Here is a 14,156-nt window from a genome sequence, read left to right as displayed (position 1 = left end):
AAATAGGGAGCACTTAAGATGACTGATCTCAAGGCAGGCGCTACGACCGCAGGTAACGGCACCGCTGAGCGCCGGGCACACAACATCGTCCACAACGGACCCGTGGGCGCGGTGGTCACGCTGGTCGCACTACGCATCCTGACCTAATGGCCCTGGATAAACGGCGCCTTCTTCGGCGCAGATTCAAAGGTGGGTGGCTACTTCCTATCGGGAGCCTTCCTGAAGGCCCGCATCAGCGGTCCGACGGGATTCGCCGCCCACTCCCTCTACCCACGGATCGGGCACTTCGTCGCGACCACCATCTACGACAACGCCAGCTTCTGGGCGTGGATCATCTTCCTCGGGAAGCGGCAGCCGGCATCTCTCTCCCACTCGGCCTACTCACCAGGATCGGAGGTCTCGTAGCCGCCCTATCAGCACTAGCGAATCTCCTAGCAGCAGCAGGCGGGGGCGCCGACTCGATCGGACAGAACTACCTTCTGCTCATCCTCGGGGTCCTCTTCATCATCACTGCCCCCGGGCGTCGATTCGGACTCGACGGCCTGCTCCTGCGGCGCTACACCAACATGCGCTGGCTACGGCTGGTGATGTGAGGCTCGCGACTTCGACCCCGGCATTCTGATGGCATTCGTCAGCTTCGACGACTGACTACGGCGACCGCGCAGTTCTCGTTCCGGTCACCGATCCCCATGCGGGCCTTGCCATCGTCCAACGTCCATGACCTCAACAAAGTGGAACGACAGACCCAGGCGGCGATCGTCGCGGCTCCTCGGGTGAGGGCATCCATGCATAGCCATGCATGAGCGGCCTGTTCCCCGACTTCCGACCAGGCCGCAGATAGTGCGTGCGCCAAGCTACTTTGCGCGGCCGGCTTCAGACGGGCCCGTTGTGCAAGGTGTCACGCTCAGGGTCGTGCAGTCTTGGCTGCTTCTCGACAGTTGATGTCGAGATCTGTCCGCGCGTGTGACATGAAACTGTTCTCGATATGGCCGGCGGGGCATGCTCTTGGAGCCTCGCATCGCGTGGTGGGTCAGACTCGCCGTTCAGCCCGCCGCGGGACGCCCAGGACGGAGACCTTGGGGTCGTCACAACCCTGCCCGGGCTGATCCGGGCAAGACGACGATCCGGCTTTTCGAAGCATGCCGATGAGGTGCGTCACTCCGCCCAGATTGGGCGCAGTGCCCGTGATTCGCACCGCAGGCATCTCGCTGCAAATGCTATGAAGTGCTGCAGGCCCGAGGCCTACGCCCGTCGGCGGACACATCCTGGACGGATTCACATCTCGCCATGTGACGAAGACCCGCCTGGAGGCTTGTACGGACGGCCCGGATTGATGATCAGCCTGCTGCCAGCGGCGCGTCGAGGACGACACAAGTCGCGGTGTGGACGAACATCAGAAGCGTGAGGGAGGACGGGCCGACGGTGCCAAGAAGTCAACTTCCGGCTGGCAGCGCGGACCAGCGTCGCGTCTTCGGCCGGTCCTCGAGACGCGTGCCGATGACGCCCGGGGGTCCTCTCCGCGAGCCGGGCCACGGCAACCGCGCGCCGAGGCTTGGCTCAGGATCCGGGAGCCGCGCAAACGGTGCGGACGCAAGTACGAAGGTGCGTACTCGGACGCCGTTCGGCGGGGGTGCCTGGTCGGTTGGGAGGTGGTGAGTAGATGATTGGTGGGATGTGGTCAGGGAGAGTGGCGGGGCGGCGGATCATCGCCTCAGAAGTGCTTGAGAGCTACTGGAGGCTCGCCGCCGAACGGCAGCACGTTTATCACGCACGCCTGTCAGGCGATCCGGCGCCGTGGACAACCGACCCGATCGTCGCGCAGTACCGCTTCACCAATGCCTACCGCGCCGCCGATCGCGTTTCCCAGGACCTCATCCGGGTCATCTACGAGGGCCCTCAGACCCCAGAGGACGTCGTGCTTCGGACGCTACTCTTCAGGTTCTTCAACAAGCCTGAGACATGGTCAGTCCTGGAGCAGTCAAGGGGCCCGGTCACTTGGAACGACTTCGATCCGACAACCTACGGCGAGATCCTCGACAAGCAGATGGCGACTGGCAGAACCATCTACTCGGCCGCATACATCGTGCCTCCGCCACCGTTTGGGCATGCGAGAAAGCACCGCAATCACCTTGCGCTTGCAGAGCACATGATGAACAGCCACCTCCCAAAGCGCCTGACCGAGGCCAGCAGCCTTAGGCAGGTCTTCGAGCTCATCGCGTCCTACCCGTCGCTCGGGCCATTCTTGGCCTACCAGTTGACCATCGATCTGAACTACTCCCCGATCATCGACTTTGACGAGGACGATTTCGTCGTTGCAGGGCCAGGTGCCGTGAGCGGCCTCGCGAAGTGCCTCCCAGATTCGCGTGGGCTCCCGGCGGCAGATCTGATTCGCTGGATGGTTGACACACAGGAAGAGCAGATCAGCCATTATGGAGTGGACTTCCGAGACTTGTTCGGCCGACGATTGAAACTCATAGACTGCCAAAACTTGTTCTGCGAGACCGACAAGTACGCACGAGTCGCCCACCCGACACATCGAGGCGTCGGCAACCGGATGCGGATCAAACAGCAGTTCTTGGCCAAGGGGCCGTTGGAACTGCCTCACTTCCCGCCCAAATGGGACCTTCATCCGACCATCGCGCCAAAGACTCCCGCACTAGCCCTCTTCTAATATAAGCAATCCGCGTCGGGCCAGCTCGGCGACCACGAAATTGTGCGTCTCCTCTTCCGACATCGCAGGCACAAAAACCACTTGGCCTACCTCCGACGCAGCAGCTATGGCCTCGTACCCCTCCTTCACGCCGGGTGCGTTATTTTCGTCACCAGCGTACGCGGTTAAGAAAAGGAAGACCACGTCTGCCTCGACTCGCTGCCAGATCTGGTCAATGAGCGCCGTGAAGTCCTCTTGCGAGATCCCAAGTGAATCCGGGTTCGCGTACCACCCGTATGCGAGCGTGGACCACCACCAGCGATCGAGTACGAGTGCGCCGCGCTCTGAGGCGCCGATGAGGTCGTCGATCGATTCGCTGTGACAGGATAGATGTGCGAGCTGGCGGGCTAGCGCCGTCGTCGGGGGGTTAGTCTCAAGCACCCGATAAAGCCTGCGGGTGAACTCCGCAAAGCCAGACGGCATATGGGCGAAGGTGGCGGAAGTTGGATCGACAGCGCCCTGCAGAAGGTCGAGTTGCGTGCTCTTCCCGGCCTTGTCGAGACCCTCAAAGACTACGACGGCGCCAGACCTCAGTGCGATAGTCCGCCGCTCCACGGCCACGTTAGGTGACGGCGGCGTGAACGTCAGTGTTCGCGACAGGAGGTCGGCATGAACCGTTCCCCCTCGATGCTGCCGCAAAGACCGGAACATTTCGTAGCCCGCCAGGATTGCGTACTCCCAGTCCGCCGCGGTGCGCTGCGATACCTCAAGGTGTCCAGTCATTCGGCGGCATGCCTTGATGATGTCGGCAGGAACGCGTTCGCTCGACGCGAAGAAGGTGTGTTCCGCCGCTTCGGAGAAGACGTAGGCCGCAAGGCCCTCCTCAATGACAACCGCGCGACCTCCATCCTCGACTCGATTCAAATCGGGCGTGCTTCGGCGCTTGACATCAAGCAATCCCCGAAGGGTTGGCGACCAACCGAGTACCGCCATGTGAGCGAGATGGATGACGTCGTGGAAGCGATAGTCGTCGTTGTCGTCGCTGTTGTCGTCTAGCGGGTCACCGATCTTGCTGCCGCCGCGGTAGATCCGTACGACAGGAACCGGTTCGGCACCGCGGTCCGACTCGGTTGTTTCGACGAACGTGATATAAACCTGCCGCGGCAGTTGCTCATGTGTCGCGAATGCTTCGTCGAACAGCCGGTGCGGCGGTGGGCTCGGGAAACGGTCGTAGCGCTCCCGGACCTTCGCTAGGTTCTCGGACAGCACCTGTCCCAACTCGACATCGCACCGTCGAGCCAGCGCGGCCGCATACCAAATGAGGTCGCCGAGCTCTTCCCGGACCTCGGCTTGGAACCCGACGTAGCCAGCTTGATCGCGCTCCCGCTTCTTCAACTCGGCGGCGAGATTGCCGACCTCGCCGGCAAGGCCGAGCATCGGCAGCGCGAGATCGTCAGCGGGCAGGACGTCGCTCGCCCGTGCACTCTCTTGGTAGTCGTTGATGTCCATAGGTCCCTTGCACTTTCGGTGGCGGATCGGGTCGTGATCGTGCAGCCTACGACACGATGCTCGATTTTCAAGCAGGTTTGCGATACCCTGACGGAAGTTGAGACATCGAGGGGGTGGAGATGCCAGATCGAGACGACATCAGAGGGTGGATGCTTGAGACGCTTCGTGGTGATCTCGCGCTTGGCGACGAGGTGGATGAGGCACTAGCCGCGAATCCTGACGAGTACATGCTCGAGCTCGACAGCAAGACGGCTGAGTTCCTTCTCGTCAAGATCGAGATCTTGACGGGCATCAACCTACCTGCGCCGGCCGACCTCGGGCCTGAGCAATACGCGAGCCTTGGCTCATTGATTGATGTAGCGTTGAAAGGGGTCCAGTGAGTACGCACGTCTCAGGCTCGAACATCTCGAGCGCGTGGCTCGCCGCGCTCGAGGCATTGCACAACCAGGCCGCTTCAAGCGCAGTGAACTTCTCGGTCACTGTCGAACATCCGGACCAGGAGATCGTTGGGGTTCGGCAGGCGCTGGATCGCAAGGTGGCGGAACTCCGCACTGAACGGCCCAACGACTTCAACAAGAGCGTTCATACCGTGGCCAACACCATCTTTCCAATCTCGCTGTACCGGGTGGGCAAGCCGGAGAACTTCTATGCGGCCGCTCTGGCTGGCCAGTCAGGCCGAAACGGAACCGTCACGTCGTGGGGACCCAAGGCTGGGACCTACATTGGCCGCCTTCTCCGATATCCCACCTATGGCGGCAATGACGTCAATCAGCTGAGCCGCCTAGTCGGCTACCTCAACGATGACACAAACTGGGCCGATAGGTATGAGGTCGAGATGAGCCTCCCTGCGCCTGATGCGGCACTGACCGTCGGAACCGCATCGACGTACGTGGCAGGGTATGACAACGCGGCCAGAGGTGGTCAGTGCATGTCCCATCTAAGCCTCAACCTCTCGCACGGGAGGCTTTCGATGGTGGCGCTCTATCGCCATCAGACATACATCTCCCGCGCTTACGGCAACCTTGTCGGCCTCGCGCGTCTCATGCGTTTCCTAGTCGCGGAGTCCAAGAAGGACCTGGAGGTTGGTGAACTGATGATGGTCGCTTCGCACGCTGAGATCGAGCAGAGTGCCCGCGGTTCCGTCGCCTCCTTGCTGAACCCAGCAACGAATGGTTCGACCGGTGGCGTCAGCGACCTCGAGTGGCACAGCCGCCCTTTCGGTTCAACATGGTCGGACCTAGGACTGCCGAGGATCGCATGAGCGACGCGGCGCCCACCCCGGAAGAGACCACGATCGTGCGCCTCGCCCGCGCCGCAAGAGCCGAACTACGCCAGGACGCGCATCACCAGATCGGCATTGATCTCGTAGACGTCGCCATGCTCAAGCGTCAGATCGATGCAGACATCGGGTCGGTCTTCATTGACCGCCTGTTTTCGCCCCAAGAGGTTGCAGACACGCGCGGCCGAGTCGACCGGCTCGCAACGCGGTGGGCCGTCAAGGAAGCCGTGGCGAAGGCAATTGGCACCGGGTTCCGTAGGGGCCTCCGTCCGTTGGACGTTGCGGTTGCGACTTCCCCGAATGGACGTATCTCGGTCCGGCCGGCGGAAGGTGCGATCTGGCCGGACGGAGCGTCGGAGTGGGATTGGAGCGTGTCCGCGAGTCACGAGGGAAATTGGGCGATCGCGATAGCGCTCGCGGTCGTCGAACACAATATCCGAGCGACATAAGAAGGTAATCATGGATCAGCGCAACAGCCCCGAAGATCGAGACGATATAGAGCGCGACCTCGCACTCCGACTTCGCGAAGAGCGTGACTATTTGGGCATGAGTCAAGATCAGGTCGCCGCGGCGCTCGACCTGCCACGGGCTGCTGTCAGCGCTTTCGAGACAGGTCGCCGAAAGGTCAGTAGTGCCGAATTGGCCAAGCTTGCTCGCCTGTACGGCACTACACCCGACCGCCTGCTAGGCGCAGACCCCGCCGTGGACGAGAAGGCGATACGCCTGTTCCGGGCCACTAAAACCCTGTCAGATCACGACAAGGATCAAGTCCTGCGATTCGTCGAATTCCTCAACGGCGTCGGAGCAACGCAGAAAGGCTCCTGATCACCTGTGCCCACCAAGAACCAGCTCCTGCAGTCGAGAGCCTCGATGGAGGCGTCTCGGCTCCATTCGAGGCGACAGACCCCCTACAACGCACCTGTCGACGTGCTTGCGATCGTGCGTGAACTTGGCCTCGTCCTCATGATGCAACCGCTCGACCACCTGCTCGGCTTTTACGTCCGAACCGAGGAGGTGTGCGGCGTTGTGATCAACAGCCGGGTACCCGAAAGCCTTCAACGCTTCACGCTCGCCCATGAGATCGCACATCATGTTCTGGGGCACGACGGGTCCGCAGACGATGAGCACGACGTGGAGCGCTTCGATCCCAACGCGGACAAAGAGGTGGCCGCGCAGGCTTTTGCGTCGACCCTCCTGATGCCGGAGCCGCTCGTGAACCGGGCCATCAAGGCGCTGCCAGCCGTCCAAGACTCGAGGCGAGTTGCCGCCGCCGACGCCTATCTCTTCAGCCGCCAACTCGGAGTGAGCTTCTCCGCTGGCCTCTGGCGCTTGTTCGGAAAGGGCATTTTGTCGTACGACGACGTCCGCCGCTTCCGAAAGGCGGGGGCGCTCGCCGCAAAGAACGATCTGCGTGGAGATGACCGGGTCACTGACGCCCGAGCAGACGTATGGCTCCTCGGCTCCGAGAACTCAGGTCTCAGCGTCCTGTGCCGGGTCGGGGATGAGGTTCGCGTCGACCTGTCCGAGGACACCAGCACCGGCGCAGGCTGGCTTGTTAACTCACCCGCAATTCCCAGCCTGTTCGGGCCCCACAACGTAGCTCAGGCGGATCTGAACCCTGACATCGTTCTGGTCGAAGATGAACACGTCCCCTCGGCACCGCCATCGGATGACGTCTGGTCACTGGACACAGGAGGTGCCAGTGACCGGCGGCAGCTCATCTTCGTCCCGACGGACACCGGATCGTTTCGCGTCCAGATGGATCTCGCTCGCCCTTGGGAACCATCCACCATCTTGGCGCAGTTCGACCTACAACTCGAGGTCCGGACCCGACAATTGGCTGGCCAAGGTCTCTTCGCGCCGACCCCCGAGGACTGGGCTGACAGGGCTATCACCGCATGACGTCAACGAACCTCACGTGGCTCCATGACATGCGAGGCACAATGCAGCCTGTCATGGACCAAGGGCCCCGACCTACATGCTTGTCGTGCGCGTCGACCACGGTGCATACGTCCCTTTGCGGGTCAGCAAGATCCGCGGAGCACCTCCATTATCTCAGTCGGCGGGAGCCCGGAGGGGCCGGTAACCTGGGCTCGGTCCGAGACGCTCTTCGCGACCATGGGCACGCCGCCGAATCCGACTGGCCATACGACCCGACGATTCACGAAGACGTGTGTTCGCCGATCCCTCCGGGCCCACTCGGTTCAGCACTGCCGAGGGCCGCGGTGGTGGCGTGCGCGGCCCCCGCTCCACGCGATCTTCTGCCCATGCTCGCCGCTGGCTCGTGTCCGATCGCGATCATCCAGACTACGCCGGAGTTTCACCGGCTCGGAACCGAGATCCTCACGATGGGAGGAAAGGCTCTAGGGTTTCATGCCGTCGTGGTTGTCGGAGCAGCCCAGGTATCCGCCTCCGCGGACCCTTTGCTCAGCCCCGGCGACATTGTGGTGCTGGTCCAGAACTCATGGGGGACTGGATGGGGCGATCTCGGATTTGGCCTTATGGGGCCTGCCTCCTGGGCTTCAATGGCGAAAGCGATCGCGCTGATCTCTAGCGTCTGATATGCGGGCATCGGTTCGGCGACGTGCCCCATTCCGCCGCGAAAGACGCGGGCTGACTCAGGGTCCGCTCCACCCCTTGGCCGCCCATAACACTGGTAGTGCGTGGGCCGAGCTACTTTGCGCAGCCGGTTTCAGACGGCCCTTCCGGGCAAGGTTCCACGCTCAGGGTTGTGCAGTCTTGGCCCGCATCTCGACAGTTGCTGTCGAGACACAGCTGTCACGTTATAGACCGCAACGAGCGAGACACCGGTCGGGACTGTAGATCCCCAGCGACATCTCCGAGGTGACCGTCGAGGGCCAGGATCTGAAGAACGGATGCGGCGGTAGGGCCGTCACGGCGGACGTGCCCTCCTGAGACGGTGTATCCGTGAGCGGAGTCAGAACACGGCGAGGGCACCGTGCCCGCGTGAGAAATGGTGTCGGTGGATCTCGCCTGCCAGGCCGGGACGGCGAGCCTCACTGCTGATAGATCTTCAGCCACCGTTGATCGATATACCGCTTGAGGCGCAACGATCCGGCGCCGTACCACCACCAGCGCCCCCGTACAGCCAGGCCCACGCCATTCCCGAGGTCGAGAATCGACAGTGCGCGGCGCTGCGGCTCGTACACCGGTAACGGCTCTCCGCGAAGCCGCGCGAGCAGGCTGCGCTGTAGCACCGGCCCCTGCCGCACCCCATGCACACCGACACGGGGCAGGGGACCGGGGAGGAACAGAGCACAGTCGCCCACGGAGTAGATGTCGTCTCTATCCACCATCTGCAGAGTGGCCCGCACCGGCACCCCGCGCTCGTCCCCGACGCCGAGCTGCGCGAGCAACGGCGGAGCCGTCAGCCCGGTGGCGAGCACGGCGACGTCGTACGTCATCTCAGTTCCGTCGTCGCAGACCAGCGATCGCTCGCCGAGGTCGCGCACCACACAGCCGGTGCGGACGGCCACCCCGCGTCTTGCCAGGAGCCGCCCGATCCGCCTGCGTGCGCCTGCCGGCAGGCCCGCCCCGATGACGGCCCCGGACTCCACCAACCGGACGTTCGCAACGCCCGATCTCACCGAAAGGTGGGCCGCCAGCTCCAGGCCGGAGGCGCCGCCACCTACGACCGTGACGGTGACACCTTGCTGCTCTGAAGCACGCAGCCGGGCATCCAGATCAGCGAGTCCGCTCAACGGTTTCACCCGCACGACTGTCGGATGAACGTTCATGCCGGCCGGTGCCACCACACTGCCGATGTTGAGCGAGAGCACATCGTAGGACAACCGGTCACCGCGTGACGTGACCGCGATCCGTGCCTGCGGATCGAGAGACTCCAGTGTGCCCTCGTGAAACTCCACGGACGAGGTGCTGGCCAGCGACCGCACATCGATCCGCCCGGCGGAGCTGGACATCTCACCAGCGGCCGTCGCCGACGCGACACCGCTGTAGTCGAAGAAGCGCGGAGCGAGCAGGAGCACCCGATAGCCGGCGGCCGCGAGGTCGGCGGCGTGCTTGACGACGTACAGGTGGGCGTGTCCGGCCCCGATCAAGAGCAGGACGGGCACTCGGCGACCTCGAAACTAGTGCAAGAAGGTGGATGCAGCAGGCCGGGGCGCACCCCCGGTCGGCAGGCTTGAGAGTACTCGGGACGCGTCAGGCGTCGGAGCTCGTTTCACGGTGGCGGCGGCGGGCAAGACGGTGGTGGCCACCAGCGCAAGCAGGCGCATTTCCTGGGCGGTGGTGACGGGCCGCGATGCGTCCCTGGTGCACCGACTCCGAGTGACTGGCGGAGTACCCGGTTGTAGCCGCGTGCGATCACCTCCCGGGGCCCGCATCCGATACCCCTCGTTGCACCCCTCGCGACAGCCAGTGCCAGTGCTTTTGTCGTGAGCGATGGCTAGCCCTTGACCGACCCGGCCAGCAGCGCCGTGACGAACTGCCGCTGGAAGATGAGGAACACGATCAGAGTCGGAGCCATGATGAGCAGCGACCCGGCGCACAGCAGGGGGATGTTCGTGCCGAACTGGCCCTGGAACGACCCCAGGGCCCCAGCCATCGTCCGCTTTCCCGGGTCATCAACGAGCACGATGGCCAGCAGAAACTGGTTCCACGTCCACAGGAAGAGCAGGATTCCGAGGGACGAGAGCGCTGGTCTCGCGATCGGAACGTGAACGTGCCAGAACAGCTGCCAGGTCGACGCCCCATCAACGCGCGCCGCCTCCGACAGCTCCTCAGGCACGTTGACGAAGTGGGCTCGCATCCACAGAACCGCGAACGGCATGAAGAGCCCGATGAGCGGCAGGATGATCGCCCATCGGGTGTTCAGCAGGCCCATGTCTCGCACCTGGAAGTAGAGCGGGGTGAGGATCCCCTCGAAGGGCAGCGTCAGCCCGAGCACGAAGAGCAGAAACAGCCAACGGTGACCCTTGACGCGCAGGTGACCGAAGGCGAAGCCGGCCATCGTGCCGAACACGACTGAGGCGGGCACCACGCCGAGCACGATCAGGCTGCTCGACTTCAGCAGCTGGAGCATGTTGGCCGCAGTGAAGGCATCCGCGAAGTTGCTCCACTGCGGCTGACTCGGCCACGAGATGCCTTGCGGGTAGGTGCCGGAGGGGTGCAACGCCGTCACGAAGAGGCTGACGAACGGCAGAACCGTGATGAGCATGAGGAGGATGAGCAGCACTTTGGCTGTGATGGTTTCACGCTGACGAACGATCATCAGTCGCGCTCCTTCGTGACCCACTGGATCGGCAGCACGACGAGCAGCACGAGCAGCATGAGCACGACGCCCAACGCGGATGCGGCCCCGACCTGTCGCTCGGTGAAAGCCTGGTAGTAGATCTCCAGGCCCGGCACCATGCTCGAGTTGCCTGGGCCGCCCTGGGTCGAGATGTAGACGATGTCGAAGCTCGCAAGGGCGGCGATGACGGTCACCGTGACGCAGACGCCGATCTCCTGCCGCAGTGAGGGCAGGGTGATGGAGAGGAACTCCCGCCAGGGGCCGGCGCCGTCGAGTCGGGCCGCCTCATAGAGCGCCGGGTCGATGTGGCTGATACCCGCCAGGAGTAGAAGCGTGCACAGCCCGAGCAACACCCAGGCCCCGATCACACCGACGGCGGGGAGGGCCGTTGAGAAGTCGCCCAGCCAGGCTCGAGTCAGGCTGTTCAGGCCAACGGCGTCCATGACCTGGTTGACGAGCCCGGTTGAGGACAGCAGCCATGTCCAGATGATGCCGGCCGCCACAAGGGGGATGACCTGGGGAAGAAAGAGGACGGTGCGGGCGACGCTTGCGAGACGGCTTTCTGCGATCTGACGGGTGGTGGCTGCGATGGCGAGGCCGAGCACGACCGGCACGAAGCTGAAAAAGACGATGAGCTTGAAGGCGTTTCCGATCGGGCCCAGTAGGTCGGGGTCGGTGAAGACCCGCAGGTAGTTGTCGAACCCGACCCATGTCGAGGCGCCGATGCCGTTCCACTTGTAGAACGAGTACTGCACTGACACGATCATCGGCCGCAGCACGAAGATGGCGTACATCAGCAGGGCAGGTACTGCGAAGAGCAGCCCAGACCAGGCAGCCTTCGAGCGACGCCCCCGGGCAGGTCTGGGTTGACCTGCCCGGTCGCTCGTCGACGTCAGGTCCTCATCACGTCGCGACGGGGGCGTCACTGAGCTCACTTGGCGATCTGCGCTTCGTAGTCCTTCTGCACCGACGTGAGCATCCCTTCGGGCGTCTGCTTGCTGGCAACGAGCTTCTGCAGGTTCGGGGTCCAGCTCTTGGCGTAGATGGCACCCGTCGCGTTCGCGATGAAGTCCATGGCTCCGTTGTCCTTGCCCACCTTGGCGCCCGCCTCCAGGGTCGCGGCGGTGACCGTCCCCGCCTTGACCGCTGGCATGTAGGCGTCACTCGGACCCATGGGGTGAGACCCCCCTACGGAGACGGTGATCTCGCGAGCGGTCTGGTTGGTGGCCACCCAGTTGAGGAAGAACGCGGCGCAGTCCGGGTGGGCAGACTTCGCGCTGATGCCGTAGGTGAGGGGCGCTGACATCGCTCCTTGCTTGCCCCCCGCCTGTGACGGCGGCATGAGGAAGAACCCGGCCTTGCCCGCCATCTGCTTGTCGAGGTTGCCCGACTCCCAGTCACCGTCGAAGATGAACAACGCCTTGCCGCCGATGAAGGCGCTCATCATGGCGGCGTAGTCCTGCGAGTTGATGTCGTCGGCGAAGTAGCCCTTGGTGATCCACTTCTGCAGGTGTTGAGCGGCCTTCAGATTGGACGGGGTGTCGATGGTGGCGCCAGGTTTCTGGAAGATCCAGTCGTTGATGGCACCCGTCTCGCCGTAGGCCGCCATGAGGTTCTGCAACGGGAAGGCCAAGCCGCCGGTTGCGCCGCCGTTGAACTGGTCGATGGGCGTGATGCCGGCGGCCTTCGCCTTGGCCAGCACGGCGTCGAGCTCGGCCAGGGTGGTCGGCGCGGAGGTCATGCCGATCTTGGCCGCCAGCTCCTTGTTGTAGAAGAGCCCGGTCAGTGAGAAGTTGAGGCCGTTGGCGTAGAGCGGGCCGGTGCCACGGGTGCCGTCGGCCGACACTCGCATCTGCGCCAGCTGCGACGCGGGCCAAGCGTCCCAGCCGAAGGCCTTCGCGTAGTTGTCGAGGTTGAGCAGCAGCTTGTCCTTGACGAGCTCGGAGACCTGCGGGAGCCGCATGAGGTCCGGGGGGTCGTCGGACAGCACGCGGGGCGCGTTCTGGGTGATGACGGCGAACTGGTCCTCGCGCACGTCCCACTTGACGTTCGGGAACTGCTTGGTGAACTCGTCGGTGAGGTTCTTCGGCAGCGGGAACCCCGTCTCGAAGTAGCCCTTCATCGTGACCGGGTCAGTGCCACACGTGACCTCTGACGCCTGGGTGGGTCCCGCTGCGGCCGTGGGCGCGGCGGCAGGGTCAGCGCCGGGAGCGCTGCAACCACTGATGACCGTGCCACCGACCAGGGCCGCTGCGGCCACGGTCGACCACAACCGGGCCGCTCGTGCAGGTGAGCTGTGGTGCGACATGTCAGGTGCCTCCTTGGTTGTGCTCGAACCGCGGTGCCGGGTCGAGCTGGTGGTGGGTCGTCATCGTGGGGCTGTGTTCGCCGTTGGCGGTGCGCAGGGCTGCAACGACCTCGTGGCGCCACGCACGAGCGGGCTTCCAGGTCGCGGTCAGCTGCAGGGAACCGTGGACGGCTCCCGGCTGTTGAACGAGCCTCACCGGCACGCCCGCCTGTTCGAGGCGCTCGGCGTAGCGTCTGCCATCGTCTCGAAGCGGATCCCGCTCTGCCGTGAGCACCAGGGCTGGTGGCAGGCCGGCCAGGTCTTCGGCGCAGAGGGGGGAGGCCAGCGGGTCCTCCAGCATGTTCGTCATCGGTAGGTACTGCTTGATACTCCAGCCGAGGTCGGCCTCGTTGATGCCGAAGTCGTCGCCGACCCCGGAACGTCGCATCGTCTCGAGAGAAAGGTCGAGCAGGGGAACCTCGAGCAGCTGAAGCAGCAGAGCGGGCCCGTTCCGCACCCGGGCCGCGAGGGCAACCGCCGCGGCGAGAGTGCCTCCGGCCGAGATCCCGCCCACCGTGATCCGGTCGGCGTCGATGCCGAGAGCGTCGGCGTTCGTCTGTGACCAGACCAGGGCGGCGTAGCAGTCCGCGAGCGCCGCGGGGAAGGGATGCTCGGGAGCCAGACTGTAGTCCACGGACACGACCACACAGCCGGCGCCGACGGCTCGCTCGCGGCAGGTTGCGTCGTTGACGCTCTCGTCCGTCGATCCGAGCCAGTAGGCACCCCCATGGATGAAGAGGTGCACGGGGAGCGCGCCGGGCACGTCCGGGCGGTAGACCCGCACCCGGCACCGACCACCATCGTGTGTCACCCAGTGGTCGGTGACGCTGGCAACCTCGGGCCCCGACTCACCGAACCGGGCGAAGAGTCGGTCGGACAGGCGCAGGATGGACTGCCGCTGCTGAGCGGGATCACCGCCGGTCGTGACACCTTCAGCGGCCGCGAGAAACTCGCGCACCTCGTCGTCGAGGACCACCACTGCACACACTCCCGTTTCGGTCAGGACGCAACGCCACATTCCTGGGAAGCCAACCCCGACAACAGAGTCTTGTCAAGTGATTTCACAAAAGCACTTTTACGGATGCCGCAGCCAACCGGC

Annotated in this window: 15 protein-coding genes; 9 read left to right on the top strand and 6 right to left on the bottom strand. The window is 64.1% G+C overall.

What is annotated here, in order from left to right; all coding sequences use genetic code 11:
* The first annotated feature begins 18 nt into the window (after positions 1 to 18).
* The 4 genes from BA895_RS24690 to BA895_RS02460 all read left to right on the top strand — a co-directional run bounded on the left by BA895_RS24690 (position 19) and on the right by BA895_RS02460 (position 2,671).
* The gene (locus BA895_RS24690; protein ID WP_256388422.1) at positions 19 to 147 is read left to right on the top strand and encodes a hypothetical protein; all 129 of its coding nucleotides are present in this window, start codon (positions 19 to 21) and stop codon (positions 145 to 147) included.
* Positions 148 to 189: 42 nt separating this feature from the next.
* Positions 190 to 405: a hypothetical protein gene (locus tag BA895_RS24120; RefSeq protein ID WP_217493807.1), complete on the top strand. Its 216-nt coding sequence runs from the start codon at positions 190 to 192 to the stop codon at positions 403 to 405.
* Positions 327 to 593, top strand: coding sequence for a TQO small subunit DoxD (locus tag BA895_RS24845; RefSeq protein WP_217493802.1), 267 nt, complete (start codon positions 327 to 329; stop codon positions 591 to 593). Before BA895_RS24120 ends, BA895_RS24845 begins: the two co-directional genes overlap by 79 nt.
* A 1,067-nt stretch (positions 594 to 1,660) precedes the next feature.
* On the top strand, positions 1,661 to 2,671 hold the full coding sequence (locus BA895_RS02460; protein WP_217493801.1) for a nucleotide kinase domain-containing protein: 1,011 nt from the start codon (positions 1,661 to 1,663) through the stop codon (positions 2,669 to 2,671).
* Here the strand turns inward: BA895_RS02460 and BA895_RS02455 are convergent.
* Positions 2,657 to 4,159: a MazG nucleotide pyrophosphohydrolase domain-containing protein gene (locus BA895_RS02455; RefSeq protein WP_070190321.1), complete on the bottom strand. Its 1,503-nt coding sequence runs from the start codon at positions 4,157 to 4,159 to the stop codon at positions 2,657 to 2,659. The genes BA895_RS02460 and BA895_RS02455 overlap by 15 nt on opposite strands.
* A gap of 119 nt (positions 4,160 to 4,278) precedes the next feature.
* Here BA895_RS02455 and BA895_RS02450 point away from each other — a divergent pair, with 119 nt between their 5' ends.
* The 5 genes from BA895_RS02450 to BA895_RS02430 are packed head-to-tail and all read left to right on the top strand — an operon-like array spanning position 4,279 to position 7,340.
* Positions 4,279 to 4,539, top strand: a complete 261-nt coding sequence (locus BA895_RS02450; protein WP_175442237.1) for a hypothetical protein — start codon at positions 4,279 to 4,281, stop codon at positions 4,537 to 4,539.
* Positions 4,536 to 5,420: a hypothetical protein gene (locus BA895_RS02445; RefSeq protein WP_070190319.1), complete on the top strand. Its 885-nt coding sequence runs from the start codon at positions 4,536 to 4,538 to the stop codon at positions 5,418 to 5,420. Before BA895_RS02450 ends, BA895_RS02445 begins: the two co-directional genes overlap by 4 nt.
* Complete coding sequence (locus BA895_RS02440; RefSeq protein ID WP_175442236.1) at positions 5,417 to 5,887, top strand: holo-ACP synthase; 471 nt, start codon at positions 5,417 to 5,419, stop codon at positions 5,885 to 5,887. The genes BA895_RS02445 and BA895_RS02440 overlap by 4 nt, the downstream gene beginning before the upstream one ends.
* 10 nt (positions 5,888 to 5,897) lie before the next feature.
* On the top strand, positions 5,898 to 6,263 hold the full coding sequence (locus tag BA895_RS02435) for a helix-turn-helix domain-containing protein (protein ID WP_070190318.1): 366 nt from the start codon (positions 5,898 to 5,900) through the stop codon (positions 6,261 to 6,263).
* 6 nt (positions 6,264 to 6,269) lie between these two features.
* Positions 6,270 to 7,340, top strand: a complete 1,071-nt coding sequence (locus BA895_RS02430) for an ImmA/IrrE family metallo-endopeptidase (protein WP_070190317.1) — start codon at positions 6,270 to 6,272, stop codon at positions 7,338 to 7,340.
* Positions 7,341 to 8,455: 1,115 nt separating this feature from the next.
* On the opposite strand, the gene BA895_RS02420 is transcribed toward BA895_RS02430, so the two are convergent.
* From BA895_RS02420 to BA895_RS02400, 5 genes are all read right to left on the bottom strand, one after another.
* Positions 8,456 to 9,532 (bottom strand): NAD(P)/FAD-dependent oxidoreductase, encoded by a 1,077-nt coding sequence (locus tag BA895_RS02420; RefSeq protein WP_070190315.1) that lies wholly within the window; start codon positions 9,530 to 9,532, stop codon positions 8,456 to 8,458.
* A gap of 332 nt (positions 9,533 to 9,864) precedes the next feature.
* Positions 9,865 to 10,689: a carbohydrate ABC transporter permease gene (locus BA895_RS02415; RefSeq protein ID WP_070190314.1), complete on the bottom strand. Its 825-nt coding sequence runs from the start codon at positions 10,687 to 10,689 to the stop codon at positions 9,865 to 9,867.
* Positions 10,689 to 11,504 (bottom strand): carbohydrate ABC transporter permease, encoded by an 816-nt coding sequence (locus BA895_RS02410; protein WP_083282901.1) that lies wholly within the window; start codon positions 11,502 to 11,504, stop codon positions 10,689 to 10,691. Before BA895_RS02410 ends, BA895_RS02415 begins: the two co-directional genes overlap by 1 nt.
* Before the next feature lie 137 nt (positions 11,505 to 11,641).
* Positions 11,642 to 13,018 carry an ABC transporter substrate-binding protein gene (locus BA895_RS02405; protein WP_070190313.1) on the bottom strand — a complete coding sequence of 459 codons (1,377 nt, stop codon included), beginning with the start codon at positions 13,016 to 13,018 and terminating at the stop codon, positions 11,642 to 11,644.
* Between the two features lies 1 nt (position 13,019).
* On the bottom strand, positions 13,020 to 14,033 hold the full coding sequence (locus BA895_RS02400) for an alpha/beta hydrolase (protein WP_175442235.1): 1,014 nt from the start codon (positions 14,031 to 14,033) through the stop codon (positions 13,020 to 13,022).
* Positions 14,034 to 14,156: the final 123 nt, after the last annotated feature.

Origin of the sequence: Humibacillus sp. DSM 29435 (assembly GCF_001758225.1) — a bacterium.
Classification (GTDB): Bacteria; Actinomycetota; Actinomycetes; order Actinomycetales; family Dermatophilaceae; genus DSM-29435.
The sequence above is the reverse complement of the archived record's forward strand: the minus strand, read 5'-3'. Positions and strand labels throughout refer to the sequence as shown.